Here is a 25,035-nt window from a genome sequence, read left to right on the forward strand (position 1 = left end):
TTTCCTATGTCCAACCGTCCTCGCCTCGGTCCTCGCCCCGCCTCCAAGCCCGCCTTCGGACCTGCCTACGAACCCGCCTCCGAACCCGTCCTCAAACCCGCCCTCGGTCGCCACCCGACCGACCGAGGGCGGCGGCGCGCTCGCCGAGTCTCTTGAGGACCGTCTCGCTCCAGCGGAGGTTGGCCCGCTCGTAGGCGATTCCCCCCTGCAGCGTCAGGTACGGGCCGATGCGCTCGGCGGTGGCGAGGTACTCCTCCTCGCCGCGTCCGTCGAGCATGCGCTCCTGCATGCGCAGGTAGCGGGCCAGCTTGGCGGTGGCCCGCTCACGGCGCTCGGCGACCGCGGCCCGTACGGCGTCGAACGCCGGGCCCTCCACGATGTCGACGCACTGCACCTTGACCATCAGCTCGTCCCGCATGGCCGGCGGCTTGTCCGGAGCCTGGCCGACGTAGTCGCGCAGGACGTCCAGGCCCGCCTCGGTGAGCGAGAAGAGCCGCTTGTTGGGCCGGCGTTCCTGCTGGACGACGCGGGCGGAGACCAGCCCCTCCTGCTCCATCCGCTCCAGCTCCCGGTAGAGCTGCTGCGGGGTGGCCATCCAGAAGTTGGCCACCGAGGCCTCGAAGCCCTTCGCGAGGTCGTATCCGGACGCCTCACCCTCCAGAAGCGCGGCCATCACCGCGTTGCGCAGAGCCATGGGCCCAACGTATCAGCGTGTTGATTAATCAACAGAGCGACTACGAGGGCTCAGGCGTCCCCTCGCTGAACGCGGTCACCGGGAGCAGCGCGGGCCGCTTGGCCTGCCGTCCGTCGCCGGACGAGCGGCCCCGGACGCGGCGCACGAGCCAGGGGCCCAGGAAGGTGCCCAGCCAGCGCAGTTCGGCGCCGACGGCCCGCAGACCCGTGTGCGCCGCCAGGTCCGGAGGCAGCGGCCGCGTCCAGCTGTCGTCGCTGCCCGGCACCTCCAGGGCGTGGGCGACCGCGGCGGCGATGCGGGCGTGACCGCTCGGGCCGGCGTGCAGCCGGTCCGGGCTCCACAGCCGGGGATCGGTCACCGCGGGGAACGGCTCCGAGTCGGCCACCACGACGTGGTGCCGCCTGGCGGCCGCCCGGATGCGGGCGTTGAGTGCGAGGACGCGCGGTGCGAGCGGCCGGGCCAGCGGCGCGATCCGGCCGATGTCGGGGAAGGTGAGCGTCGCGACGCGGGCACCCTGTCCGGTGAGCGCGGCGAACATGGCCTCCAGGTGGCCGGCCACCTCGTCCGGGTCGAACCGGGGCCGCAGCACGTCGTTGACCCCGGCGACGACGGTGGCCAGGTCGGGCTTCAACTCCAGTGCGGGTGCCAGCTGTTCGGCGCGCACCTGCCCGGCCAGCCGGCCGCGCACGGCGAGGTTGGCGTACAGCAGGCCCGGGCTGTCGTGGGCGAGCTGCTCGGCGAGGCGGTCCGCCCACCCCCGCAGGCCCCGCTCCTCGTCGCCGTCGCCGAGCCCCTCGGTCTGACTGTCACCCAGGGCGACGTACCGCAGATATCCACTGCCTGCCACGGATCGACCGCCTTTCGCCGCCGTCACGCACTGACTCCGACTGACCGACTTGTTGCTTATTCGCATTGTTGACTATACAGCCCGGGCAGCACCTATGCTCCTGCGCATGGTTGAGCATCGCGAGATCGGCGTGAACGGGATCCGGCTGCACATCGCGGAGCAGGGCGAAGGCCCCCTGGTCGTGCTGCTGCACGGCTTCCCCGAGTCGTGGCACTCCTGGCGGCACCAGTTCGGCCCGCTGGCCGAGGCCGGCTTCCGGGTGGTCGCCCCCGACCAGCGCGGCTACGGGCACAGCGACCACCCCGCCGACGTGGACGCCTACAGCATCCTCCACCTGGTCGGCGACGTGGTCGGGCTGATCCACGCGCTGGGTGAGGAGAAGGCGTACCTCGTCGGGCACGACTGGGGCGCCCCGGTCGCCTGGCACACCGCGCTGCTGCGGCCCGACGTCGTGCTCGGCGTGGCCGGGCTGAGTGTGCCACCGCCCTTCCGCGGCTCCGAGCCGCCGCTGGCCGTCATGGACCGGAGGTTCGACGGCCGCTTCTACTGGAACTGGTTCAGCCGGCCCGGAGTCGCCGACGCCGAGTTCGCGCGGGACACCCGCACCACGCTGCGGAAGTTCTTCTACATGGGCTCCGGCGACGCGCCCGGCGCGGGCACGGGCCGGCAGCCGCTCATCGAGCCCGGCCAGAGCTGGCTCGAGACCCTGCCGGACCCCGAGGTGCTGCCGGAGTGGTTCACCGAGGACGATCTCGACGCGCTCACCGAGAGCTTCTCCGGTGGCTTCACCGGTCCGCTCAACTGGTACCGCAACATGGACCGCAACTGGGAACTGACGGCCCCGTGGCACGGCGCCGTCGTCACCTCGCCCGCCCTGTACGTCTACGGCGACCGCGACCTGGTGCCCGCCTTTCCCGGCACGCCCGACCTCATCGCCGCCCTGCCCCGCCTGATGCCGAACCTGCGCCGCAAGCCGATCGAGCTGGCGGGCTGCGGCCACTGGACGCAGCAGGAACGCCCCGACGAGGTGAACGCCGCACTCGTCGACTTCCTCACAGAGCTCCGGGACGGCCCCGCACGCTGACTGCCCGGCGGGTCCCCGGACTCGACGCCGAGCCGCCGAGCCGCCGCGTCAGTGCACGGACAGCCCGCCGTCGACGAAGACGGACTGCCCTGTGACGTAGGCGGAGGCGCGGCTCGCCAGGAACACCGCGGCGCCCGCGAAGTCCTCGGCGAGGCCGTTGCGGCCGACCATCGTGCGGGCGGCCAGCTCCGCCACCTTCTCGGGGTCGGAGGACAGCCGCGCGTTGAGCGGTGTCATCACGAAGCCCGGCACGAGCGTGTTGCAGGTGACGCCGTACGGCGACCATGCCTCGGCCTGCGAGCGGGCCAGCGACTCGAGCGCCCCCTTGGACACCCCGTAGGCCCCGCTCTGGACGAACGCCCGATGCGCCTGCTGCGAGGTGACGTGGATGATCCGCCCGAAGCCGCGCTCGGCCATGCCGGGGCCGAACCGCTGCCCCAGCAGGAAGGGGGCCTCCAGGTTCACCGCCATCGTGGTGTCCCAGACGTCCTGGCCCAACTCCCCCAGCGGGGGCCGCAGGTTGATGCCCGCGCTGTTGACGAGGATGTCGGGCTCGCCGAACGCCTCGACCGCCTGCTCCGCGGCGGCGTGCACGCCGTCGCGGCTGCCCAGGTCGCCCGCGACCCAGGCCGCCCTGCAGCCGTCGGCCGTCAACTCGTCGACCGTTGCGGCCAGTTCCTTCTCCCCGCGGGCCACCACCACGACGCTCGCCCCGGCACGGGCGAGGGCGCCGGCGATGGCGCGGCCGATGCCGGAGCTGCCGCCGGTCACCACGGCGGTCCGCCCGTCCAGCGAGAACAGTTCGGAGAGATACGTCTGCGAGGTCATGCCCGCACCCTAGATCGCCTGCACGGCCTGCCAGGGCTCGGGGCGCGCGAGCGGCCGTCAGGTGGCGGTGTACCCGAGTTGGCGCCTCATGTACGGCGTCATCAGCGTCTTCGCCTTGGCCAGCACCGACGTACGGCCGCCGAGGACCGCGCTCTCGCCGCCCGGCACAGGCAGCAGGGTCATCCCGTCGCCCGCGCCGAAGGGCACGATGAGCGGGGCGCGGTGCGTCGCCCGGTAGTGGCGCAGCTGCTTTCGGTGCCTGCCCGAACTGGTCAGGTGGGTGCGGATGTTCCAGGCGGCGAGGTCCGCCTGGGCCAGCGCGGCGGGGGTGATCTTGAGTTCGGTGGCGTCGTTGACGTCGCCGACGGCGAACACGTCCAGTCGCCCCTCGACCCGCAGCGTGCGGTCGACCCTGACGTGCCCGGTCTCGTTCAGCCAGGCGCCGTGTCCGCCGAGCCGCAGCCAGAGCGTGTTGGGCGTGGTGCCGGTCGCCCAGAAGGACAGGTCCGCCTCCACGACCTTGCCTCGGCTGTCGCGATAGGTGCCGAAGTCGTTGCCGGGCGACATGAACGAATCCAGCCGTACGTCGACGTCGTGCGACTCCAGCCAGTCCCGCGCCCTGCGCCCGGCCCGTTCGACGCCGGTCGAGTGCAGCAGCGCCGGGCCGGCGTGCGCGAGGGTGACCCGGGCGTCGGGCCGTGCCAGGCGTATCTCCGCGGCGAGTTCGACGCCGGAGGGGCCTCCGCCGACGACGAGGACATGCTCGGAGGTGGCGATCTTCTGCTGGTGCCCGGCCAGGGCCTTCACCGCCTCGTCGGTGGTGGTGCCGGTGAAGCGGGCCGGTTCGGGGTAGTCGGCGCCGCTGGCGATCACCGCCACGTCGAACGGCAGCCGCTCCCCCGTCGCCAGCACGACCTGGCGCTCGGCGGTGTCGATGCGGACCGCCTTGCCCACGACCACACGGCCGTGGTTCAGCAGGCGGTCGTAGGGGATGAAGGGGGTCACCGACCATTCGGGGCGCACGCCCGCGCGCAGGGATGCGATGCGGTGGAAGAAGACTTCCTTGCGGTCCACCAGCGTGACCCGCGCGACCGGGTCCAGCCGCCGGGCCAGCCGGACCCCCGCGTAGCCGCCACCGATCACCACTACGTCGCCGTCGTGCACCCCGGGTCTCCTGTGCCTGCGGAGGGAGCGGCGCGAGGAGTGCCTACTCGACCGCTCGGACTGCCGCTGAGCGTAGCGCTTGAAACCTAAAGTTCACCCTGAGGTGTGTGGGCATTCTGTGAAGCGTGGGGTGTGACGGGGGGAGAGACGCCGGAATGGAGTCAGCCTGCCTCAGTCCTCCTCGCGGCACAGGCAGAAGGGATGACCGGCCGGGTCGAAGAGCACGCGTACATTCTCCTGCGGTTGAACCGGCGCCGGCGTGGCCCCGCTCGCCACGGCGACGGCCACCGCCTCGTCCAGGTCGCCCACCTGGAAATCGAGGTGCATCATCGGCCGCTGCTCTCCGTCGTGCGGCGGCCACGCCGGCGGCCGGTATCCGGTGGCCTGCTGGAAGACGAGGTAGACACCCGCCTGCGGCGGACCGACGACGGCGGTCCCGGGTTCCTCGTGAACGATCGGCCACTCCAGGAGCTCCGCGTAGAAGCGGGCCAGTCCCGCGGGATCCGGCGCTTCGATGGCGGTCCCCCACCACATGCCGCTCGTTCGAGATCGCATGCCTGACTTTAGCCGGGGGCCGGCTCGCCGGAACGGCCGAACACCGGGTCACGCCTGCCAAGGCACCCGCCCCCCGCCGTACCCCCTAGGGAGTGTCCGGCAATCGTTCCAGCGTCGCCGCGATCCCCGCTTGACCGACCGCGTCGATGAGGGCCTGGCCTATCACCGAGATCGGGTCGCGGGCCGGGAGGACCAGGCCGATGCGTTCTGTGCGGGTCGGGCGGACCAGGGGGACGGCGTGCATGCCGGCGGGGACGCCGAAGACGTGGAGCCAGGCGTGCGGCACGATGCTGGCCCATTGCCCGGCTCTGACCTGGGCGAACAGGGAGGCGATCGAGTCGGTCTCCACGCGCGGGGTCACGGAGACGCCGACCGCCTCGAAGGCCGCCTCGAGGACCTGGCGTCCCTGCATGCCGGGGTGCAGAAGGCAGAGCGGGTACTGGGCCGCGTCCTCCCAGGAGATCTCGTCCGGACGGGCCTCACGGGCGGAACGCTGGATCAGGAGGACGTAGCGCTCCCGGTACAGCGGGACGAACTTGAAGCCGTGTTCCACGACGGTGCTGTGGTAAGTGACCGCTGCGTCGAGTTCGTAGGTCCGAAGACGGTTGACGATGTCCACGGACTGCAGGTCCGCGAAGACCTGGACCGTGGCCAGTGGGTTGGCCGCGCAGAACGGCTGCGTCAGCAGCGCGACCGCCGTGGCCGCGGTCGGCACGGTCCCGATGCGCAGCCGGCCGCTGAGTCCGGCCTGCAGTGCCTGGATCTCGTCCTGCATCGCGTCGCGGTCGGCGAGGATGCGCCGGGCCCACAGCACGACGCGCTCGCCCTCGGGGGTGAAGCCGTCGAACCTGCGGCCCCGCTGCACGAGGGGGATGCCGAGCTCCTCCTCCAGTTTCCGGATGCCCTCGGACAAGGCCGGCTGGGAGACGTAGCAGGCCTGCGCCGCCTTCGCGAAGTGGCGGGCGCGGGCGAGGGCGACGAGGTACTCGAGTTGGCGGAGCAGCACCCTCCAATGATCCACCGCGGCGGGCCGTCCGGCACCGGTGTCGTCAGCCCCGCGCAAGTCACCCACCCAGCCCTCATCGGTGCTGCCTCTCAAGCGATAAGAACTTCCGCTTTGACCTGGCCCGACGCCCTGCCGAAGAGTGTGGCGCGACGACTGGGCGAGAACGGTGCCCGGCACGGAGAGGGCGTGGTACTCGATGCGGGACTTCGACGAACCGGACGAGGGCGAGCTGTCGGTCTCGGCTCCCAAGACGTGGGCCACCGGCGCGCCCGCGGTCGTCCACGCCCTGAAGTACGCGCTGGGCCAGACCTCGCCGAAGCGCACCGCACTGACCCTGCTCAACATCAACCAGGCGAAGGGCTTCGACTGCCCCGGCTGCGCCTGGCCCGAGCCCGCCCCCGGGCAGCGCCACCGCAACGAGTACTGCGAGAACGGCGCCAAGCACATCAGCGACGAGGCCACCTCCCACCGGGTGACCGCGGAGTTCTTCCGGCAGCACTCGGTCGACGAACTGAGCCGTAGGTCGGACTACTGGCTCAACCAGCAGGGCCGGCTGACCGAGCCGATGGTGCTGCGCGAGGGCGCGACCCACTACGAGCCGATCGGCTGGGACGAGGCCCTGGACCTGCTCGCGGGCGAACTGCGCGCCCTGGACCACCCGGACGAGGCGCTGTTCTACACCTCGGGGCGGCTGGCCAACGAACCCGCCTTCCTGCTCCAGCTGTTCGCGCGCGCCTTCGGCACCAACAACCTGCCGGACTGCTCCAACATGTGCCACGAGTCCAGCGGTTCGGCCCTCGGCGAGAGCCTCGGCATCGGCAAGGGCAGCGTCAGCCTGGACGACCTGTATGACTCCGACCTGGTCTTCGTCGTCGGGCAGAACCCCGGCACCAACCACCCGCGCATGCTGTCCGCGCTGGAGGAGACCAAGCGCCGCGGCGGACAGGTCGTCGCCGTCAACCCGCTGCCCGAGGCCGGGTTGCTGCGCTTCAAGCACCCGCAGAAGGCGCGCGGCGTCATCGGCCGCGGCACGGACATCGCCGACCAGTTCCTGCAGATCCGGCCCGGCGGCGACCTCGCCCTGTTCCAGGCCCTGAACCTGCTGCTGCTCGAGGCCGAGGACAAGGAGCCGGGCACCGTCCTGGACCGGGAGTTCATCGAGGCGCACACCACCGGCTACGACGCCTTCGCCGAGCAGTTGCGCGCCACGACGTCCTGGGACGCGGTCCTCCAGGCCACCGGGCTGAGCCGGGACGAGATCGAGCAGGTCCACGAGCGCGTGCTGAACAGCCGCAGCGTCATCGTCTGCTGGGCGATGGGCCTGACCCAGCACAAGCACGGCGTACCGACCATCCGCGAGGTCGTCAACTTCCTTCTGCTGCGCGGCAACATCGGCCGTCCGGGCGCTGGCGTGTGCCCGGTACGCGGGCACAGCAACGTCCAGGGCGACCGCACCATGGGCATCTGGGAGCGCATGCCGCAGGCGTTCATGGACCGCCTCGGCAAGGAGTTCCGCTTCACCGCGCCCACCAAGCACGGCCTGGACTCGGTCGACTCCATCCGGGCCATGCGCGACGGCCGGGCCAAGCTCTTCGTCGGCGTCGCCGGCAACTTCGTACGGGCCACGCCCGACAGCGACGCCACCGAGCGTGCCCTGCGCAACTGCCGTCTGACCGCGCACATTTCGACCAAGCTGAACCGGTCGCACGCGGTGTGCGGCCGCACCGCGCTGATCCTGCCCACGCTCGGCCGCAGCGACCGGGACGTGCAGGCGGGCGGCGAGCAGTTCATGACGGTCGAGGACTCCATGAGCGAGGTGCACGCCACGCGCGGGCGGCTCGCCCCCGCCTCGGAGCACCTGCTGAGCGAGGTCTCCATCATCACCCGGCTGGCCCGCCGGGTCCTGGGCTCCCGGCCCGGCATCCCCTGGGCGGACTTCGAGGCCGACTACGACCTGATCCGCGACCGGATCGCCCAAGTCGTCGAAGGATTCGCGGACTTCAACGAGCGGGTACGGCAACCGGGTGGATTCCGCCTGCCCAACCCGGTCAACGAGCGGGTGTTCCGCACGCCCAGCGGCAAGGCCGTCTTCACCGTCAACGACTTCACGATGCTCGAGGCGCCCGAGGGACACCTCGTGCTGCAGACCCTGCGCTCGCACGACCAGTGGAACACCGTCCCCTACGCGATGGACGACCGCTACCGGGGCATCAAGGGCGGCCGGCGCGTCGTCCTGGTCAACCCGGCCGATCTCGCCGACCTCGGCCTCACCGAGGGCGGTCTCGTCGACCTGGTGAGCATCTGGTCCGACGGCTCCGAGCGTCGCGCGGAGAGCTTCCGCCTCGTCGGGTACCCCACTCCCCCGGGTTCGGCCGCGGCGTACTACCCGGAGACCAATGTCCTCGTGCCGCTCGACAGCGTCGCGGACATCAGCAACACCCCGACGTCGAAGGCCGTGATCGTGCGCCTGGAGCGGGCGCGGGAGCGCGCCACGGCCTGACGCGAGGCTTCGCCCGCCCCGTGGCCGGCCCTCAGGAGTCGAGGTCGTCGGCGAAGTGCCGGTAGCCGTGGCGGGTGCGGTGCATGTCCCACAGCGCGTCCGCGAGGACGGCCGGGTCCTTGCGGTGGTGGCCGGGGATGATCGCGCCGGGGATGATCAGCTGCGCGACGTGGATGCCCTCGCCGGCGAGCACGTCGTGCAGCAGATGGCCGTAGGCGCTCTCGGCGGCGAAGGCGATGGAGGTGCCGGCCCGGTCGGGGTGCGGCACGACGGCGCTGCCGCCGTTCACGAACAGGACGGTGCCGCGGCCCAGGGCGCGCATCCCTGGGAGCACCTGCTGGACGGCGGCGACGGGGCCGTAGACGGAGAACTCGATCGGTCCGACGAGGTCGATGTGCGTCGTCTCCAGCACCGGCAGCATGAACTCCCTTTGCGGGACCGGGCTGTACTGCAGTACCTCGATCGGGCCCAGTTCGGTGTGCGCCGTGTCGAGTGCGGCCGCCAGGGCCTTCGGATCGCGTACGTCGGCGGCGAAACCGCGTGCCGTGATGCCCCCGTCGGACAGGGTCTCGGCGAGGGCGTTCGCCCGCTCCTGGCTGCGGGAGACGAGCGCCACGTCGAATCCCTCACGGCCGAAGCGGCGGGCGACGGCGGCACCGAGGCCCGGTCCGGCTCCGATGACGGCGATGGTGGTCATGGCGGCACTTCCTTCGTACGGACGGTCACTGCTGCGGCTCGGGTCCGGGACTCACCCGGGCCCACCCGTCCAGCACACCACTTACGGCACCGGCCCGCTCGCCCGCTTCGACATCCGGCACGCCGGTCGGTCTCCGGGCGCCGTCAACGATGCGCCCACGTCAGCCATTCGGCCGATCCGCCCGGTGGCCGTCGCCCCCTAGGCTGCGACGGGTGACGTCGATGACGTCCGGGGCCGACAGCCTTACGGGGCGGGCCGGTTCACCCGCGCGAACCCGAAGGACCAGCGAACGTGCCGTCGAAGAACAGTCGTCTCATGCTTGCTTCCGTGGCCGTCGTCGTGGCGGCCTCCGGCCTGACCACGGGACCCGCCATGGCGGCCACGCGGCAGGCGGCCCAGGAAACCGCCGCCTCGCCGCAGACGCGGACGCCCACCGCACCCGGCCACTACCTGGACGAGCCGGCCGGCGCCCTGCAGGCCGACGGAGAGCAGCACGAGTTCACGGTCACGTACCGCAACGACACGGCGCGGGATCGGACGGTCGCCCCGCAGCTTCTGGTGGTGTCGCCGGACGGGGGCCCGTACCTGGCGCCGTCGGACATCCTGCTGGAGCGCCTCGCGGCGGGCGGCTCCTGGGAGCCCGTCCAGGTCGGCAGCGGCACCGGCACCCTCTTCACCGACCTCCCCGGCGCCCGGCGCACCCTGCACCCGGGCGAGCGGCTCACCGAGGTCTACGGTCTCACCGTTCTCGACCCGTCGGCCGAGGGCACGGTGCAGCCGAGGGTGGCCCTCTACGACTGAGGCCGGCCGCGTCCGCTACGTCCGCAGGTGGCGGCTCAGATCGCCGGCCAGGTGGATGCGGACACGGCGTTCCGTGAACCGCCACCGCCCGTCGCGGCGCACGAAGCGGTCGTTGTACCGTCCTGCGGCTATGGACTGCAGCGGCAGGTCGGGCAGGGCCTGGAAGATGGTGACGTAGGAACGCGCGGCGGCCGTGCCCGTGGCCTCGTCGACCTCCACGGCGAAGTTGGTCGTGACGTGGTGGGTGCGCGGCGTGCCGTCCTCGTAGAGGATCACGGTGTCCCGCAGCATCCGCTCGACGGCCTCGCCTCCTTCGAGCGATGCCCCGCTGCCGATGAACACGGCGTCGGCGAACAGCGCGCCGGCACCGGCGAAGTCACCGGTGTCGACCAGTTCCGCGTACGTGGCGATCAGGTTCGTGACGGCGGACGTGTCCGCGGTTGCGCTCATGACCTGTGAGGATATGCGCCCGGGTGCACCGGGACCGTCCGCTGATAGTCACTGGGCCCGTCCGCCGAACTGCCAGTCGTGCACATCGATGCAGGCATACCGGTCCGCCGTCAGGACGGCCCGTGCCGCCTTCGCGTCAGGGGCCCGCAGCAGCACCGCCGTGCCGAGCCAGGTGGCGCCGTCGTCCGACAACAGGGGCCCGTACGCGATGAGTTCGTCCCTGTCGTGCGGTACGGCGAGGTCGGCGCCCTGTCCCGCGCCGAGCCCCAGCACGAGGTAGCGGTTGCCGCCCTCCCGGCCACCGGGGAAGTCCCACATGGTTCTCCCCAGCAGGTTGCGCCACCGGCGCAGCAGCACGTCGCGGTAGACACCGGCCTGGTAGTTGGGCTCGTCGAAGGCGAACGCACGGGCGGCGGCGGGATCGGGCAGATCGAGGATGTGCACGCTGCCGCTGGGGGTGGCACCGTCGTCGGCGAAGGTCGGGCCGCGGACGATCATCTCGGCGGCGTACCGGTCCATGTAGGACCAGTGCTCCTCCAGCAGCTCGTCGCGCAGCGCCACTGATCCGACCCGGTCCCGGTGGTAGCAGAAGTACTCCATGACCACGGAGCCTTTCCCATCGACGGGCGCCGTCTCAACCGAGTTGTGGCTCAGCGGTCGGCGGACAGGGCGGAGAGCCAGTCGATCAGGAGGCGGTTGACCTCGTCGGGACGCTCCTGCTGGATCCAGTGGCCGCAGCCGTCCAGAAGGTGGGAGGAGACCAGGCCGGGCAGCGTGACCGGGTAGGCCTCGATCGCGTCGGACAGCCAGGTCGTGGAGGCGTCCAGGGCGCCGCCGACGAACAGGGACGGCTGGGTGATGGGGGCGCCGTCGTAGGCGGCGAGGTCCTCCCAGTCGCGGTCCATGTTCCGGTACCGGTTGAGGGCTCCGGTGAGGCCGGTGCGTTCGAACTCCCCTGCGTAGACGTCGAGTTCCGCCTCGCCGAGCCACGCGGGCAGCCGGCCGGCGGGGAACCGGTCGCGCAGCGTTCCGCCCTTGCCGACGAAGTGCGGGTCGGGGGCGCCGGGTGCGGGCATGGTGTCGGCGGACAGGGCGGCGTAGAAGCCCGCGAGCCAGCCGCGGACGTCGGGCTCGATCTCGGCCTCGGCCCGGCCCGGCTCCTGGAAGTAGGAGACGTAGAACTCCTCGTCCCCGCCCATGCGGGCGAAGACGTCGCTGGGGCGGGGTCCGCCGCGCGGGGTGTAGGGGACGCTCAGCAGTCCCGCCGCGCGGAAGGTCCCGGGCCTGAGCAGGGCGGAGTTCGCGGCGATGGTCGCGCCCCAGTCGTGGCCGACGATCACCGCCGACTCCTCGCCCAGGGCGTGCACGACGGTGACGTTGTCCTCGACCAGTTCGAGCATGCGGTACGCGTCCGTCGCGGCCGGCCTGGAGGAGCGGCCGTAGCCGCGGACGTCGACGGCGACCGCGCGGAATCCCGCCGCGGCGAGGGCGGGCAGCTGGCGGCGCCAGGAGTACCACGACTCCGGGAAACCGTGGACGAGCAGCACCAGCGGCCCTGTCCCCTGTTCCGCGAGATGGATCCGGCCTGCCGGCGAGGGGATCAACCGGTGTGTGATCTCCGGGACTTGCTGCGTCATGCGCTCTCCTCCAGGACGGTTCCTATTTCTCTGCCGATGTCCATCGATCATGCGGAAAGCCCGGCGAGGAGGAGGAACGCGTTTGCCGATTCGGCAAGTCCCGCGAGCGCGCCTCGGCACCGTCACGCACCCGCACCGACACGCACCCTGGCTGACTTGATTTGATCGAACGCATGCTCGAATATTAAGGCATGTCTGCAAGACCGGTGGCGAGCGTTGAAGCAAGTGGCGGTGCTGCCGGGTCGGCTCGCGAATCGGCGCAGGCGTCACCGCTCGGAGCCTTGTTCCCTGAGGGGCGCATCCGCCCCGGAACGGCGGTCAGCGCAGGTGGCGACATGCCGCTGCTGCTGGCGCTCGCCGCGGAGGCGTCCAGCGGCACCGTCGGCTGGGCGGCGGTGGGCCTGCCGCAGATGGGGGCGCTGGCGGCGCAGGCCGCCGGGCTGGAGCTGGCGAGCGGGATGCGGATCGATGATCCGGGCCGTCAGTGGGCGCAGGTTCTGGCCACCGTGGCCGAGGCCGTGCCGGTCGTCCTGGTGGGCCGGCTCGGGCCGGTGCCCGACCGGATCGCCCGGCGCCTGGCCGCCGTACTGCGGCGCAGCGGATCGGTGCTGCTGGCCGCGGACTCCTGGCAGGGCGCGGAGGTGCGGATGAGCGTGGTGTCCGCGGCTTGGGAGGGCGTCGGCGGCGGGCACGGCCTGCTGCGCGGGCGGCGGGTGCGGGTGGCCGCCGCCGGGCGCGGCGCGGCGGCCGTGCCGCGTCATGCGGAGATGTGGCTGCCCGGGCCCGACGGCCACGTCGCGCCCGTGCACAGCGCGGCGGAACCGGGCGCGCGCGAGGCCGTGACCCCGGAGGCCGCCTCACGCCGGGAGCGGCCGGCCCTGCGCGTCGTGGGGTGAGCCGGCGGCAGGCCCACGCCCACCGCCTCCAGCCATCGGCCCACGCCCACCGCCTCCAGCGATCGGCCGTCCGCCTCCGAGGCCACGGGTCCTCCGCTTCCGAGGTGGCCGACCATCGGCGCCGGGGCTACTGGTTGCCACCACGTGGGCCGTCGAGCCAGGCTGGAGCGGACGGTCAGGGAGTGGCCGCAGCCCGGCGGAAGGATCGGCCGCATGACACAGGAGCAGGCGGCGCCGCTGCTCGGTGGCGGTACGACGCGCGATGCGGCCCTCTCGGTGCGGCCGGCCGCCGGCCGGGTGGAGATCCTCTGCCTGTCGGGCGTGCTGGACGCCGACGGCGCCATCGCGCTGACACAGGACCTGGCCGGTCACGCCGAAAAGGCGTCCCGTGCGGGGCGGCGCCTCGTACTCGATCTCACGGACCTCGGCCTCGTCAGCGCGGCGGCCGTCCGGGTCCTGGACACTCGTACGCGCCATCTCGGGAAGAACCCCGTCGTGGTGATCGCGACGGCTCCCCATGTGCAGGCGCTGTTCTCCCCCTCACCACCGCCGGGGCTGCGCGTGTACCCCACCCTCGGTGCGGCTCTCGCCGCGTTGACCCCCACAGGCTCCCGTATGGAGGTGCCGATCGGAGGCGAGGATCTGCAGGCCGAGTTGTTCGGCCTGCACGCCAAGATCCGCACCGGCCCGCTGATCGGGACGGCCCAGGGAGTCCTGCTCGAGCGCTACGCCCTGGCCGACGCGGACGCGGCCTTCGGCCTGCTGAAGCAGGCGTCCCAGCGGCACAACGTGCCGATGCGGGTTCTCGCCTCGGCCGTGGTGACCGCTCCGCCGCCCAGCGCGTCCTCACCCGAGTGGTTTCCCGGGCGCCTGCGCACCCCACCGCCCCCGCTGGAGCTGCTCGGCGGCCCGGGCTTCCAGGCCGACGACCGCAAGCACGTGCTGCGCAGGCTCGTCTACGAGGCCGTGACGCTCGCGGACGCGGACGGCGCGGAGGTGCACCTGTCCGACCGCGCTCTGGAGAACTTCCTGGTGCTGGAGGCGCAGGCGGGACTGGACGCGGCCTACCGCGACCGCCTCGCGCTGGTGAGCGGCCCGCCCGCCGTGTGCGCGCAGGCCCGGGACCTGGGCGAGCCGGTCTTCGTCGCGGACATCGCGGCCGACCCCGACCTCGCCGGGGCCGAGGAGGGGCTGGCCGCACTCGCCACCGGCAGCCGTGCGCTGTACGCCGTGCCCGCGCTGACCGAGACCGGCGAGTGCGCCGGAGTCATCTGCGTCCACCGGATGCGCCCCGGACGCTGGATGACGGCCGCGCAGCACACCGCTCTGGCCATCCTCGCGGACGATCTGGCCGCCTGGCGCACCTGGTACCGGCGCACCGTCGTCCCCGAAGCGCTGGAGTACGTGCACGCGCACGCCCCGCACCGCGGCTGACCCTCCGGGACCGAACGGGCCGGAGACCTGCAATCGGGTGTGTGAGGCGCCCGCGAAGGGGCTACCCGAAGTGGCGAGGGGTTGGGAAGACAGCTCCTCGGGTTCTCCGGGGCCGCCTTGCCCCGGGGAGCCGCCTTCCCGCCCGGTGGACGTTCGCAACAACATCGTCGCGTGAGCGCTCCACGGGCGGGATCGCTTTCCGTGCTCCACGCACACTCTTCCGTGCTCGACGCACACTCCCTGGGAACAGGTACATCACCTGAGACAGCCGACTTGATTAAATCGCACGCGCATTCGAATATCGGTCCATGAGCGACGGGCGGAGCAGCAGGATCATCGTCGGCTGGGTCCCGGACTTCCCGGTCGTCGCGGCCGGCCCCGAGGGCACCGAACCCGTCGCGGTCGTCCACCGCGACGAGGTGGTGGCCTGCTCGGCGGCCGCGCGGGCGGCAGGCGTACGACGGCGGATGCGCGTGCGGGTCGCGCAGTCCCGCTGTGCGCACCTGCGGGTGGTGGAGCGGGACCTCGCCGCCGAGATACGGGTGTTCGAGCCCGCCGTCCGTCATGTCGAGGGCACGGTCATGCCGCGCCTGGAGGTGATCAGGCCCGGCCTGATCGCCGCGCCCGCCCACGGCCCCTCCCGCTACTGGGGCGGCGAGCCACAGCTGGCCGAACGTCTGGTGGCCGCCTTGACCGAGGTGGGCCTGCCGGCCCGCGCGGGCATCGCCGACTCGGTCTTCGCGGCCGCCCTCGCCGCCCGCACCGGGGCCGTGGTACCCCACGGCGGCGAGGCGGCCTGGCTCGCCCCGTACCCGGTGGGCGTCCTCGGCGTGCCCAGGCTGGCGGAGCTGCTGCGGCGTCTGGGCATCCGCACGGTCGGCGCGTACGCGGCGCTGCCCGAGGCCAAGGTGCTGGCCCGTTTCGGCGCCGAGGGGATCACCGCCCACCGCACCGCCCGCGGCCGCCACGACCGCCCCCTCGCCGTACGGGCGGACACGGAGGCGCACACCGTGGCGTACTCGTTCGAGCCGGCCGCCGGCCTCCTCGAACCCGTCGTGTTCGCCGCGAAGGCGAGCGCCGAACAGCTCCATGAGCGCCTGTCCGCGGCGGGGGTGGTGTGCGCCCGGCTGGAGGCCGCCGTGGAACTCGCCGACGGCCGCACCCTGTCGAGGATCTTCCGCCACGAGGGCCGGCTGTCCGCGCTCGCGGTCGCCGAGCGGGTGCGCGGTGTCCTGCAGGCGTGGGCGGACGCGGGGCTGCTCGACGCCGGTGGCGAGCAGGGCATCGTGCGCCTCGCGCTGCGTCCGGAGCAGATGACGACGGCCACCGGCCGCCAGAGCGCGCTGTTCGGCGAGCGGCACACCCCCGAGGAGATCGAGCGGGCCGCCGCCCGGGTGCAGGCGATGCTCGGCCACCGTGCCGTGGTGCGCGTGGAGTTGGGCGGCGGCCGTGGCCCGGCGGATCAGGTCCGACTGGTCCCGTTCGGCGACCTGGACACCGGCCCGCGTCCGCCCGACGGCCCATGGCCGGGCCGGTTGCCGACTCCCCACCCGGCCACGGTCTTCCCGCACTGGCTGCCCGCCGATCTCACCGACGCGGGCGGGCGGCGGGTGGCGGTCTCCGGCCGCATGGCCCTGTCCGCCGCCCCGGACCGCCTCGCCGTGGAGGGCTACGGCGGCGCCCCGGTCGAGGGCTGGGCGGGACCCTGGCCGGCACTGGAGTGGTGGTGGGACGACGACCGCTCCCGCCGCATCGCCCGCATGCAGATCACCGCCGCCGACGGCCGCGCCTGGCTCCTGGTCGTCGAACACGGCCGCTGGTGGGCGGAGGCGCACTATGGCTGAGACCGACATCGAGGGCGCAGGACGCGGGAGCCCTCCGGGCGAGGACGCCACAGCGGCGACGGACGGCGTCACAGCCGGCTCGGTCCACCCGCGGGACGCGACGGGCCGCCTCGATCCCGCCGACACTCTCGGCACGGGATTCGTACCGCGGTGACAGCCGGTCGGCCGCCGACCGCTCAGGCGCGCGCTCGCACCCTCAGGAGCCCGCCACGGCTGATTAATCTTGTCGCATGGACGCTCACACCGAACCCACTGCTCAGCCGGTGGACAGGCAGGCGCGGATCCTCGACGCCACGCTCAAACTGCTGGCGCGTCACGGGATTTCGGGCGTGAGCGTCCGCGCCGTGGCCCGCGAGGCCGAGGTCGCGCTCGGCCTCGTGAACTACCACTACGCCGACAAGACCAGCCTGATCCGCGCAGTGCTCCACCGGATCGAGGAACAGGACGTGGCCCTCCTCGCCGTGGACGCGTCTCTCCCCCCGGAGAAGCAGGTTCGCCTCGTGCTCCGCCGCATCGCGGAACCCCAATTCCTGACCCAGGAGTACCTGTCACTGCGACTTCAGCTGTGGGCCCTCGCCCAGGCCCACGAGGACTTCGCCGACATCAACACGAGGGCCCAGAAGAAGTACCGGTCCGGTCTCGCGGCATTGATCCGCGCGGCACGACCGGCGATCACCCGAGGTGAGTCCAACCGCCGGGCGGCCGACATCGACGTCCTGCAGAACGGCCTGTGGCTGACGGCCCTCCTCGGCCTCGACCAGGCGTCGATCCGCAGATGCGTCAGGCGCTGCGAGGAGATCGCGTTCGCCGACCACTGAACCTGTCTGCGCGGTTCGGTGGACAACGGAGACGATGCGGCAGGCGGCGACCGCCGCAGCGCGGCCACCACCCATTGATTGCCTGAACGCTCGTTCAAGTCGTACATTGAGGACCGATGACTTCACACGATCACTCCGCCGCGTCGGCCGCAGCCGTCGACTTCGATCACACCTCGTTCGCCGTGCGCGACGCGATGAGCTGGGCGAGGCGGCTTCGCGGGGAATTCGGCGCCACACCTGTCATCGGGGAAACCCTCCAGGAGTTTCGGTACCTCCTGTTCTACGTCGGAACCCCCCACGGCGGCGGCCGCATCGAGCTGCTCGAACCGAACGGTCCCGGCTTTCTGAGCCGCTTCCTCGACAAGCACGGCGAGGGCGCGCATCACGTGACCTTCACGGTTCCCGATCTCCGCGAGGCCGTGGAGCAGGCGCGGTCCATCGGCGCCACCGTGGTCGGCGAGAACTACGACCATCCCGCCTGGCGCGAGGCATTCCTCCTGCCCGACGCCCGGCACCGTGTCGTCATCCAGCTCGCCCAGACGGACCGCGCCTACCCGTCCACAGAGCAGCTCCTCGCCACACGCGAGCGCGACGTCACGACTCTCCCGAGCACCGGCGGCGCGACCGACTCGGACTGGTGGACCTCCCTGTGGAGCACCCCTGCCGGGCCCGCCGTCACCCTCGGACCGACGCATCTCAGCACCACGGACCCCGAGTTCAGCAGTCGCCTCTTCGCATCCGTCCTCCAGGCCGGTGTCACCGAGCACGACGGCGAACTCGCCTTCACCTGGCCGAGTGGCTCCCTGCGCGTCCGCACCGCCGAACGCGCGGGGATCACGGGCGTCAGCCTGGAGGACACCTCCGCCGCGGGCCTGACGATCGGGTCGGTACCGCTGGGAAGTCCCGGCCGCTCCAGGTGAGTTCGGGAAGATTCCGCGGCATGAACCGCTGGAACAGCTCCGGGCTCGGATCGGGCTGACCCGTCCGGGGGTTGCGGGCGTGGGGGTGGATGATGGCCGCTCCGGCCTCGGCCGCCTCGACGGTGGGGGCGCAGGTGATGATCACCGGCTTGGGCATGTCGCGTCCTTCGCGGCCAGCGACCGGTAGGCGTCCAGCACCAGGCCGTGGAAGTGGTGGACACCGTGTTCGGACAGTCCCGAACCCCCCGCGTCGTAGACGATCCGGCCCTGGTCGAACGCGGGTGTGCTCATGCCGCGTTGGACGCTCTCCACCAAGGCGATGTCCTGCACCTGCAGCACGTCGTCGATGTAGCTCACCGACTGCGCCTCCGCCTCGGTGAGTTCGGGCGTCCCGAGGAAGAAGTCCCAGGTCTCCAGGGTGCGATCGGGGCCCGCCGGGACGACCTGGAACACCATGAAGTTGCCCCGGCCCGGGTAGCGGAGCAGGCAGGTGCTGGGCCAGAGCCACCACACGGCGTGGTCGTCGACCGTTGCTCCGGACACGTCGTAGGCGTTCTTCCAGTTGCTGCGCACGTCGTAGGTGAGGCGCTTGGCGTGCGTCAGGAAGGCCACATCGGGAGCCCACCGCGCGATGTCCGCGGCCAGATCACCGGCCTGCTCGGACAGGGGCGCGACCGTCGTGTCGAGGTTCACGTAGACCATCCCGCCGAACTCCTCCACCTGCACCTGGTCGAGGCAGATCCCGGACTTGTCGAAGGTCGGCATGCGGTCGGCGCGGCGCGCGGCCCTGAGTGAGCCGTCCAGGCCGTACGACCAGGCGTGGTACGGGCACACGATGTTCCGGGTGGTGCCCGAACCCTTGAGTCGCACAAGACTCGAGGCTGGACATTCGTTCAGTTCGGGCGAAGGCAGACCCGGCTTGCATCGTTCGTACATTTATTCGAATATTGGGAGTATGGGTGCGCCAGGGACGAGTGAAGGGACAGCCGAGGCGCAGATCATCGGCTTCCCCGTACCCTCCGGCGAGGAGAACGGGCCAGGCTGGGCCGAGCTGCACGTCCACTCCGCCTTCTCCTTCCTCCAGGGAGCCGCCCAGCCGGACGAGCTCGTCGCCGAGGCGGTCCGGCTCGGCATCAAGGTCCTCGCCGTCACCGACCGGGACGGCCTCTACGCCGCACGCCGCCTGGCGGAGGCAGCCGAACCGGCCGGCATCGGCACCGTCTACGGCGCCGAACTCACCCTCGACGACCCGGAGTTGGGCACACCCGTGGTCCTCGCCCGCACCCTGGAGGGCTTCCGGCTCCTGTCGGCGGCGATCAGCGCGGCCCAGCTGGCGGGCGCCAAGAACGCCCCCGTCCACGATCTCCACGCGCTGTCCGCGGCCGCGAGCGCCGGACACTGGGCGGTACTCCCCGGCTGCCCCGCCCCCGACACGGTGCGCTGCGACGTCGCCGCGGTCGCCCACCGTCTGGAGCGGCTGACCGACGTCTTCGGCACCGGCAGCGTGTACGCCGAGATCGTCGACCACCACCTGCCGCAGGACTCCGTCGCCGCCGACGTCACCGTCGTGGCCGCGCGCCGCCTCGGCCTGCCGGTGGTGGCGACCGGCGCGGTCCACTACGCCGCCCCGCGCCAGGCCCGAGTCGCCCAGGCGCTCGCCGCGCTGCGCCGCCGCGAGACCCTCGACCGCGCCGCCGGCCACCTGATGCCCGCCCCGACGGCGCACCTGCGCTCGTACGCGGAAATGCGCCGTGCACTCGCCCGCCACCCGGGCGTGCTGGAGACCACGCTCGAACTCGGTCGCTCCTGCGTGATCGACCTCGGTGGCCTGCGTCCGCAGCTGCCCGGCTTCCCCACCCCGCCCGGCTTCACCGAGAACGCCTGGCTGCGCTACCTCGCCGAACGGGCCTGTGCCGCCCGCTACGGCGACCGCGACGACCCCTCCCCCGACGTGGCCGCGGCCTGGAAGCAGCTCGACCACGAGCTGGATGTGATCGGCGAGTTGGACATGGCGGGCTACTTCCTCATCGTCCACGACATCGTCCAGTTCGCGACCGGCCGCAACATCTGGTGCCAGGGCCGCGGCTCCGCGGCCAGCAGCGTGGTCTGCTACGTCCTCGCCATCACCGCGGTCGACGCGCTCAAGAACGGCCTGCTGTTCGAGCGCTTCCTGTCCGTGGAGAAGGCCGGACCGCCGGACATCGACATCGACTTCGAGGCCGGCCGCCGGGAGGAGGTCATCCAGTACGTCTACAGCCGCTACGGCCGCGACCACGCCGCCCAGGTCGCCAACGTGATCACCTACCAGCCCCGGCTGTCCGTGCAGGACGCCGCCAGAGCCTTGGGCTACCCGGCCCCGCACATCCGCGAGATGACCCGGCACATCGACCACGGCCCGCCCGGCCCGGACCTCGACCTGCCCGCGGACGTACGTCAACTCGCCGCCCAACTCCACACCCTGCCACGGCACATGGGCATCCACGTCGGCGGCATGGTCCTCACCCGGCAGCCGCTCGGCGAGGTGATGCCGCTGGAGTGGGCGACCGCCGAGGGCCGCTCGGTCCTGCAGGGCGACAAGGACGACGTGGCCGCCGCCGGCCTGATCAAGATCGACCTGCTGGGCCTGGGCACGCTCGGCGCCCTGCACACCGCCTGCGACCTGATCGCCGAGCACTACGGGGTGCGCCTCGACCTCACCTCGATCCCGCCCGACGATCCCGGCGTCTACGCCATGATCGCCCGCGCCGACACCATCGGCGTCTTCCAGGTCGAGTCCCGCGCCCAGATCAGCACGCTGCCCCAGCTGCGCCCGAAAACCTTCAACGATCTGGCCATCGCCGCCTCGATCATCCGCCCGGGGCCGATCCAGGCCGGTTCCAAGCACCCCTTCCTGCGCCGGCGCCGCGGCGAGGAGCCGGTCACCTACCCCCACCCGCTCGCCCGCCGCGCCCTGGAGAAGACCCTCGGTGTCGCCCTCTACCAGGAACAGGCCATGCAACTGGCCATCGACTGCGCCGGGTTCACCCCCGGCGAGGCGGACCACCTGCGCAAGGCGATGGCCGCCAAGCACGCCCCCGAGAAGGTCGCCGCACTGCGCGACCGGCTCCTCGCAGGCATGGCCGCGAACGGCATCCCGCCCGCGGCCGCGGACCGGATCACCTCCATGATCGAGGCGTTCAGCGACTACGGCTTCCCCGAGAGCCACGCCCAGTCGATGGCCCACATCATCTACGCCAGTGCCTGGATCAGGCACTACTACCCGGCGGCCCTCACTGCGGGGATCATGGCCAACCTGCCCATGGGCTTCTACGACGTCCAGACCCTCATCCAGGACGCCCAGCGCCACGGCATCGGCGTGCGCAACGTCGACGTGCGCACCTCCCGGGTGCACGCGACCCTCGAACCCGACGGAGAAGAAGGGCAGTTCGCCATACGCCGAGGTCTGACCAGCGTCAACGGTCTCAGCGAGGACACCGCCCGCGGCATCGTCGCCGCCCGCGACCTACGGCCGTTCAGCGGTCTGGAGGACTTCGCCCGCCGCACGCGGCTGCCCGCCCGGCTGATGGAACAACTCGCCACCGCCGGCGCGTTCACCGCCTTCGACGACCACCGCCGCAGCGCCCTGTGGACGGCCGGCGCCTTCCCCCGCGGCGTCCAGCCCTACCTGCCCGGCCTCGGCACCCTCGCCTCCGCCCCCGATCTGCCGGTCATGAGCCCGGCGGAGGAGACGGTGGCCGACCTGACCGCCACCGGGGCCAGCACCACCGGACACCCGGTGCACCACGTCCGGCCGCTTCTCGACCGCCGGGGCGCCCAGACCGCCGCGGCCGTCCGCGCCATGGCCGACCAGACCCGCGTACGGCTCGGCGGACTCGCCAAGTACCTGCAACGCCCGCCCACGGCCAACGGCGTGGCCTTCGGTGCCCTGGAGGACGAGACCGGCATGATCAACCTGGTCTTCTCCCCGCCTGTCTGGGAGCGCTGCCGCCGCGTCCTGCTCGAGGCCCCGGCGGTCCTGCTCGACGGTCATGTCGAGCGCGAGCACGGCTCCTTCAACGTCATCGTCCACCGGGCCGGGAGCCTGGCGGTGCCGACATCGCCGCGTCCGCCGCGCCGTGGGCCCGGACGCCGATGAGCTCGTCGGCCACCCAGCGTGCGACGCCGGCCGGATAGGGCGACGGCAGTCCGAGGACGATGTGCCGGAAGCCGGCGTCGACCGCTTCGGCGATCGCGTCCCGGGTGGGGCCGGCCCGGTCGTAGTCGACGGCAAGGTGGAGGGAGCGGGTGATCGTGGCGGGGTCGCGGCCGATCTCGGCGCAGTAGCGGTCGAGGAGTGCGCTGCGGCGGACGACGTCGTCGATGTCGCCGCCCGGGATGTTCCACAGGTCGGCGTGCTCGGCGGCCACGCGCAGCGTCGCGGACGAGCGGCCGCCGATCAGGATCGGCGGGTGGGGGCGCTGGACGGGCTTCGGGTTCCCGAACGCTCCGGTGAGCCGGACGTACTCGCCCTGGAAGTCGAACGGTTCGGCCTCGGTCCACAACCGCCGTATCACCGTGCAGGCTTCGGTGAGGCTGCCCACCGCGTGGGCGGTGTCGTGGAAGGGCAGCCCGTGGGCGGCGTACTCGCGCCGGGCCAGCGGATGGCCGGGACGGGAGCCGACGCCGATGCCGAAGTCCAGCCGCCCGCCGGAGACGATGTCGACGGTGGTCGCGATCTTGGCGAGCAGCGCGGGCGGCCGGAACCGGTTGCTGGTCACCATCACCCCGAGCCGCAGCCGCCGGGTCTGTGCGGCCAGCGCCGAGAGCAGCGTCCAGCCCTCGTACGCCGGCCCGCCGGGGTCGCCGCCGATCGGCATGAGGTGGTCGAACAGCCACGCGTGCTCGATCTGCGGGATCGCGTCCGCCTCGCGCCAGACCCTCAACAGGTCGTCGTAGTCGACCTGTTGGGGAGCGGTCATGATGCCGAAGCTGGGTCGGGTGGTGTGCGGCATGAAGATCTCATTCCTCAGCGACGCCGGAGTGACGGGTCGAGCAGCGCGGGCGGGGTGTCGTGCTTCTCGTCCGCGGCGAGGTCGGTGCCGGGAGCGACGATCGCGTCGATGGCATCGAGTACGTCGGCGGAGAGCACGGTGTCCGCGGCCGCGAGGTGGGAACGCAGGTGGTCCAGGGTGCGAGGGCCGATGAGCGCGCTGGTGACGGCGGGGTGCGCGGTGACGAAGCCGAGCGCGAGCTGGATCATCGTCAGGCCGGCCTCGTCGGCGACTGCGGCCAGCCGCTCCACGGCGTCGAGCCTGGCCCGGTTGGCCGGGACCGCGGTGTCGAAGCGCTGGGGCATGAAGGCCGCGCGGTTGCCGGTGATCGCGCGGCCCTCGCGGATCGCGCCGGACAGCCAGCCCGAGGCCAGCGGGCTCCACACCAGCACGCCGAGCCCGTACTCCTCGGTCACGGGCAGGACGTGGGTCTCGATCCCGCGTTGCAGGACGGAGTAGCTGGGCTGCTCGGTGACGTAACGGCTCAGACGGTGTTCGCGGGCGGCCCACTGGGCCTGCACGATCCGGTACGCGGGGAAGGTCGAGGAGCCGAAGTAGCGGATTTTTCCCGCGCGTTGGAGGTCGGTCAGGGCCGACAGCGTCTCCTCGTCGCCGGTGCGCGGGTCCCATCGGTGGATCTGGTAGAGATCGACGTGGTCGACGCCGAGGCGGCGCAGGCTGTTGTCCAGCTCGGTGACCAGCCAGCGGCGCGAACTGCCCTGGTGGTTGCGCTCGTCGCCCATCGGCATGCCGGCCTTCGTGGCGAGCACGATGTCCTCGCGGCGGCCGGCGATCGCCTTGCCGACCATCTCCTCCGACTCGCCGTCGCCGTACATGTCGGCGGTGTCGATGACGTTGACACCGGCTTCGAGGGCGGCGTCCACGATGGCCGTGGCCTCGTCCTGCGTGGTGCGCCCGATCCTGCCGAAGTTCATCGCGCCGAGTGCGAGGGAGCTGACCTGCACGCCGGTGCGGCCCAAGGTGCGGTACTGCATGAGCGTATTCCTCCATGGGGGCATGGCTTGGTGGCCGGGCCCCGGCTCTGACATCATGAGCAAACGGAACCTCGTTCCGGAAACGACGATACGGAACACGGTTCCGTTTTGGCAAGAGACAGTGCGGGAGCGGCAGGGTGAACGACGGCGACGAGAGCAAGGGGCAGGCGGCCCGGACCAAGCGGGCGGACGCCAGGCGCAACAAGGAGACGCTGCTCAACGCGGCCGCCGAGGTCTTCGTGACGTCGGGCGTGGAGGCACCGGTGCGCGACATCGCGGCCAAGGCGGGCGTCGGCCTGGGCACGATCTACCGGCACTTCCCGACGCGGGCGGATCTCATCGTCGCCGTCTACCGGCACCAGGTCGAAGCGTGCGCCGAGGCCGGACCGGACCTGCTGGCGAACAGCCCAACTCCCTATGCCGCACTACGGGATTGGATCAGCCTCTTCGTCGACTTCCTGGTCACCAAGCACGGCCTCGCCGGCGCGATGCACTCCGACAGCGCCGGATTCGACGCTCTGCACGCCTACTTCCTCGACCGCCTCGTCCCCGTGTGCACCCAACTCCTGGACGCGGCAGCCGAGTCGGGCGAGGTCCCGTCCGCTCCGACGGCCTACGAGCTGATGCGCGGCGTCGGGAACCTGTGCGCCGGCGCGGACAACGATCCCCGCTACGACGCCCGAAGGCTGGTCTGCCTCCTCATCGCGGGACTGCGCCGACCGTAGGGGCGACAACCGGACAGGCCGGAACAGCACAAAAGGCCGGAACAACAGAAAGGGCAAGGAGAGATCTGCACTCCTTGCCACTCTCAACTTATAGCGCACTGGGGGGCTTG

Annotated in this window: 25 protein-coding genes; 11 read left to right on the top strand and 14 right to left on the bottom strand. The window is 72.0% G+C overall.

The annotated features are described in order from the left end of the window. Positions 1-91: 91 nt before the first annotated feature. On the bottom strand, positions 92-694 hold the full coding sequence (locus ACIBN2_RS17825) for a PadR family transcriptional regulator (protein WP_399135394.1): 603 nt from the start codon (positions 692-694) through the stop codon (positions 92-94). A gap of 40 nt (positions 695-734) precedes the next feature. Further along, the gene (locus ACIBN2_RS17830) at positions 735-1,541 is read right to left on the bottom strand and encodes an SGNH/GDSL hydrolase family protein (RefSeq protein WP_399135395.1); all 807 of its coding nucleotides are present in this window, start codon (positions 1,539-1,541) and stop codon (positions 735-737) included. Between the two features lie 106 nt (positions 1,542-1,647). On the opposite strand from ACIBN2_RS17830, the gene ACIBN2_RS17835 reads away from it, so the two are divergent. After that, complete coding sequence (locus ACIBN2_RS17835; protein ID WP_399135396.1) at positions 1,648-2,625, top strand: alpha/beta fold hydrolase; 978 nt, start codon at positions 1,648-1,650, stop codon at positions 2,623-2,625. A 48-nt stretch (positions 2,626-2,673) separates the two neighbouring features. Here the strand turns inward: ACIBN2_RS17835 and ACIBN2_RS17840 are convergent, their stop codons facing one another. The 4 genes from ACIBN2_RS17840 to ACIBN2_RS17855 all read right to left on the bottom strand — a co-directional run bounded on the left by ACIBN2_RS17840 (position 2,674) and on the right by ACIBN2_RS17855 (position 6,178). Further along, positions 2,674-3,453 carry an SDR family NAD(P)-dependent oxidoreductase gene (locus ACIBN2_RS17840; RefSeq protein WP_399135397.1) on the bottom strand — a complete coding sequence of 260 codons (780 nt, stop codon included), beginning with the start codon at positions 3,451-3,453 and terminating at the stop codon, positions 2,674-2,676. 57 nt (positions 3,454-3,510) lie between these two features. Further along, the gene (locus ACIBN2_RS17845) at positions 3,511-4,617 is read right to left on the bottom strand and encodes an NAD(P)/FAD-dependent oxidoreductase (RefSeq protein ID WP_399135398.1); all 1,107 of its coding nucleotides are present in this window, start codon (positions 4,615-4,617) and stop codon (positions 3,511-3,513) included. A gap of 171 nt (positions 4,618-4,788) precedes the next feature. Beyond that, complete coding sequence (locus ACIBN2_RS17850; RefSeq protein ID WP_399135399.1) at positions 4,789-5,172, bottom strand: VOC family protein; 384 nt, start codon at positions 5,170-5,172, stop codon at positions 4,789-4,791. Between the two features lie 85 nt (positions 5,173-5,257). Further along, on the bottom strand, positions 5,258-6,178 hold the full coding sequence (locus ACIBN2_RS17855; RefSeq protein ID WP_399135400.1) for a LysR family transcriptional regulator: 921 nt from the start codon (positions 6,176-6,178) through the stop codon (positions 5,258-5,260). 196 nt (positions 6,179-6,374) lie between these two features. On the opposite strand from ACIBN2_RS17855, the gene ACIBN2_RS17860 reads away from it, so the two are divergent. After that, positions 6,375-8,678 carry an FdhF/YdeP family oxidoreductase gene (locus tag ACIBN2_RS17860; RefSeq protein ID WP_399135823.1) on the top strand — a complete coding sequence of 768 codons (2,304 nt, stop codon included), beginning with the start codon at positions 6,375-6,377 and terminating at the stop codon, positions 8,676-8,678. A gap of 31 nt (positions 8,679-8,709) precedes the next feature. Here ACIBN2_RS17860 and ACIBN2_RS17865 read toward each other — a convergent pair whose 3' ends face one another. Further along, entirely contained in the window at positions 8,710-9,375 is a 666-nt protein-coding gene (locus tag ACIBN2_RS17865; protein WP_399135401.1) for an SDR family NAD(P)-dependent oxidoreductase, read from the bottom strand. A 315-nt stretch (positions 9,376-9,690) separates the two neighbouring features. On the opposite strand from ACIBN2_RS17865, the gene ACIBN2_RS17870 reads away from it, so the two are divergent. Further along, positions 9,691-10,176, top strand: a complete 486-nt coding sequence (locus ACIBN2_RS17870; RefSeq protein ID WP_399135402.1) for a signal peptide protein — start codon at positions 9,691-9,693, stop codon at positions 10,174-10,176. 15 nt (positions 10,177-10,191) lie between these two features. Here the strand turns inward: ACIBN2_RS17870 and ACIBN2_RS17875 are convergent, their stop codons facing one another. Genes ACIBN2_RS17875 through ACIBN2_RS17885 form a run of 3 tightly spaced genes read right to left on the bottom strand, consistent with a single transcriptional unit; the run spans position 10,192 to position 12,263 of the window. Beyond that, entirely contained in the window at positions 10,192-10,626 is a 435-nt protein-coding gene (locus tag ACIBN2_RS17875; RefSeq protein ID WP_399135403.1) for a nuclear transport factor 2 family protein, read from the bottom strand. Positions 10,627-10,674: 48 nt separating this feature from the next. Continuing rightward, positions 10,675-11,226 (bottom strand): YciI family protein, encoded by a 552-nt coding sequence (locus ACIBN2_RS17880; protein ID WP_399135404.1) that lies wholly within the window; start codon positions 11,224-11,226, stop codon positions 10,675-10,677. Between the two features lie 50 nt (positions 11,227-11,276). Further along, entirely contained in the window at positions 11,277-12,263 is a 987-nt protein-coding gene (locus tag ACIBN2_RS17885; RefSeq protein ID WP_399135405.1) for an alpha/beta fold hydrolase, read from the bottom strand. A 335-nt stretch (positions 12,264-12,598) separates the two neighbouring features. Between ACIBN2_RS17885 and ACIBN2_RS17890 the strand changes: the two genes are divergently transcribed. The 6 genes from ACIBN2_RS17890 (at position 12,599) to ACIBN2_RS17915 (ending at position 18,175) form a co-directional block, all read left to right on the top strand. Beyond that, positions 12,599-13,159: a hypothetical protein gene (locus ACIBN2_RS17890; protein WP_399135406.1), complete on the top strand. Its 561-nt coding sequence runs from the start codon at positions 12,599-12,601 to the stop codon at positions 13,157-13,159. A 213-nt stretch (positions 13,160-13,372) separates the two neighbouring features. Continuing rightward, entirely contained in the window at positions 13,373-14,593 is a 1,221-nt protein-coding gene (locus ACIBN2_RS17895; RefSeq protein ID WP_399135407.1) for an ANTAR domain-containing protein, read from the top strand. Positions 14,594-14,901: 308 nt separating this feature from the next. Further along, a complete protein-coding gene (locus tag ACIBN2_RS17900; RefSeq protein WP_399135408.1) occupies positions 14,902-16,437 on the top strand; it encodes a DNA polymerase Y family protein in 1,536 nt (511 codons plus the stop codon). Beyond that, positions 16,430-16,591 carry a hypothetical protein gene (locus ACIBN2_RS17905; protein ID WP_399135409.1) on the top strand — a complete coding sequence of 54 codons (162 nt, stop codon included), beginning with the start codon at positions 16,430-16,432 and terminating at the stop codon, positions 16,589-16,591. Before ACIBN2_RS17900 ends, ACIBN2_RS17905 begins: the two co-directional genes overlap by 8 nt. Before the next feature lie 76 nt (positions 16,592-16,667). Further along, the gene (locus tag ACIBN2_RS17910; protein ID WP_399135410.1) at positions 16,668-17,255 is read left to right on the top strand and encodes a TetR/AcrR family transcriptional regulator; all 588 of its coding nucleotides are present in this window, start codon (positions 16,668-16,670) and stop codon (positions 17,253-17,255) included. A gap of 116 nt (positions 17,256-17,371) precedes the next feature. Next, positions 17,372-18,175, top strand: a complete 804-nt coding sequence (locus ACIBN2_RS17915; RefSeq protein WP_399135411.1) for a VOC family protein — start codon at positions 17,372-17,374, stop codon at positions 18,173-18,175. Here ACIBN2_RS17915 and ACIBN2_RS17920 read toward each other — a convergent pair. Together ACIBN2_RS17920 and ACIBN2_RS17925 are read right to left on the bottom strand one after the other, a co-directional pair. Beyond that, a complete protein-coding gene (locus ACIBN2_RS17920) occupies positions 18,099-18,332 on the bottom strand; it encodes a 3-keto-5-aminohexanoate cleavage protein (protein WP_399135412.1) in 234 nt (77 codons plus the stop codon). The genes ACIBN2_RS17915 and ACIBN2_RS17920 overlap by 77 nt on opposite strands. Beyond that, positions 18,317-19,045 carry an SRPBCC family protein gene (locus ACIBN2_RS17925; RefSeq protein ID WP_399135413.1) on the bottom strand — a complete coding sequence of 243 codons (729 nt, stop codon included), beginning with the start codon at positions 19,043-19,045 and terminating at the stop codon, positions 18,317-18,319. Before ACIBN2_RS17925 ends, ACIBN2_RS17920 begins: the two co-directional genes overlap by 16 nt. Positions 19,046-19,130: 85 nt before the next feature. Between ACIBN2_RS17925 and ACIBN2_RS17930 the strand changes: the two genes are divergently transcribed. Beyond that, positions 19,131-22,310 (top strand): error-prone DNA polymerase, encoded by a 3,180-nt coding sequence (locus tag ACIBN2_RS17930; protein WP_399135414.1) that lies wholly within the window; start codon positions 19,131-19,133, stop codon positions 22,308-22,310. On the opposite strand, the gene ACIBN2_RS17935 is transcribed toward ACIBN2_RS17930, so the two are convergent. After that, a complete protein-coding gene (locus tag ACIBN2_RS17935; RefSeq protein WP_399135415.1) occupies positions 22,234-23,166 on the bottom strand; it encodes an LLM class flavin-dependent oxidoreductase in 933 nt (310 codons plus the stop codon). The genes ACIBN2_RS17930 and ACIBN2_RS17935 overlap by 77 nt on opposite strands. Before the next feature lie 14 nt (positions 23,167-23,180). Further along, positions 23,181-24,200, bottom strand: coding sequence for an aldo/keto reductase (locus tag ACIBN2_RS17940; protein ID WP_399135416.1), 1,020 nt, complete (start codon positions 24,198-24,200; stop codon positions 23,181-23,183). Between the two features lie 137 nt (positions 24,201-24,337). Between ACIBN2_RS17940 and ACIBN2_RS17945 the strand changes: the two genes are divergently transcribed. Further along, complete coding sequence (locus ACIBN2_RS17945; RefSeq protein ID WP_399135417.1) at positions 24,338-24,925, top strand: TetR/AcrR family transcriptional regulator; 588 nt, start codon at positions 24,338-24,340, stop codon at positions 24,923-24,925. Positions 24,926-25,035: the final 110 nt, after the last annotated feature.

It is taken from the genome of Streptomyces sp. NPDC050534, from assembly GCF_044457745.1.
Lineage (GTDB): Bacteria > Actinomycetota > Actinomycetes > Streptomycetales > Streptomycetaceae > Streptomyces.

Coding starts and splice junctions, on each gene's coding strand:
- ACIBN2_RS17875 (WP_399135403.1), bottom strand. CDS start 10,626: ATGAGCGCAACCGCGGACACGTCCGCCGTCACGAACCTGATCGCCACG.
- ACIBN2_RS17900 (WP_399135408.1), top strand. CDS start 14,902: ATGAGCGACGGGCGGAGCAGCAGGATCATCGTCGGCTGGGTCCCGGAC.
- ACIBN2_RS17850 (WP_399135399.1), bottom strand. CDS start 5,172: ATGCGATCTCGAACGAGCGGCATGTGGTGGGGGACCGCCATCGAAGCG.
- ACIBN2_RS17910 (WP_399135410.1), top strand. CDS start 16,668: ATGGACGCTCACACCGAACCCACTGCTCAGCCGGTGGACAGGCAGGCG.
- ACIBN2_RS17940 (WP_399135416.1), bottom strand. CDS start 24,200: ATGCAGTACCGCACCTTGGGCCGCACCGGCGTGCAGGTCAGCTCCCTC.
- ACIBN2_RS17860 (WP_399135823.1), top strand. CDS start 6,375: ATGCGGGACTTCGACGAACCGGACGAGGGCGAGCTGTCGGTCTCGGCT.
- ACIBN2_RS17915 (WP_399135411.1), top strand. CDS start 17,372: ATGACTTCACACGATCACTCCGCCGCGTCGGCCGCAGCCGTCGACTTC.
- ACIBN2_RS17920 (WP_399135412.1), bottom strand. CDS start 18,332: ATGCCCAAGCCGGTGATCATCACCTGCGCCCCCACCGTCGAGGCGGCC.
- ACIBN2_RS17930 (WP_399135414.1), top strand. CDS start 19,131: ATGGGTGCGCCAGGGACGAGTGAAGGGACAGCCGAGGCGCAGATCATC.
- ACIBN2_RS17890 (WP_399135406.1), top strand. CDS start 12,599: ATGCCGCTGCTGCTGGCGCTCGCCGCGGAGGCGTCCAGCGGCACCGTC.
- ACIBN2_RS17840 (WP_399135397.1), bottom strand. CDS start 3,453: ATGACCTCGCAGACGTATCTCTCCGAACTGTTCTCGCTGGACGGGCGG.
- ACIBN2_RS17825 (WP_399135394.1), bottom strand. CDS start 694: ATGGCTCTGCGCAACGCGGTGATGGCCGCGCTTCTGGAGGGTGAGGCG.
- ACIBN2_RS17905 (WP_399135409.1), top strand. CDS start 16,430: ATGGCTGAGACCGACATCGAGGGCGCAGGACGCGGGAGCCCTCCGGGC.
- ACIBN2_RS17865 (WP_399135401.1), bottom strand. CDS start 9,375: ATGACCACCATCGCCGTCATCGGAGCCGGACCGGGCCTCGGTGCCGCC.
- ACIBN2_RS17870 (WP_399135402.1), top strand. CDS start 9,691: ATGCTTGCTTCCGTGGCCGTCGTCGTGGCGGCCTCCGGCCTGACCACG.
- ACIBN2_RS17895 (WP_399135407.1), top strand. CDS start 13,373: ATGACACAGGAGCAGGCGGCGCCGCTGCTCGGTGGCGGTACGACGCGC.
- ACIBN2_RS17835 (WP_399135396.1), top strand. CDS start 1,648: ATGGTTGAGCATCGCGAGATCGGCGTGAACGGGATCCGGCTGCACATC.
- ACIBN2_RS17880 (WP_399135404.1), bottom strand. CDS start 11,226: ATGGAGTACTTCTGCTACCACCGGGACCGGGTCGGATCAGTGGCGCTG.
- ACIBN2_RS17935 (WP_399135415.1), bottom strand. CDS start 23,166: ATGCCGCACACCACCCGACCCAGCTTCGGCATCATGACCGCTCCCCAA.
- ACIBN2_RS17885 (WP_399135405.1), bottom strand. CDS start 12,263: ATGACGCAGCAAGTCCCGGAGATCACACACCGGTTGATCCCCTCGCCG.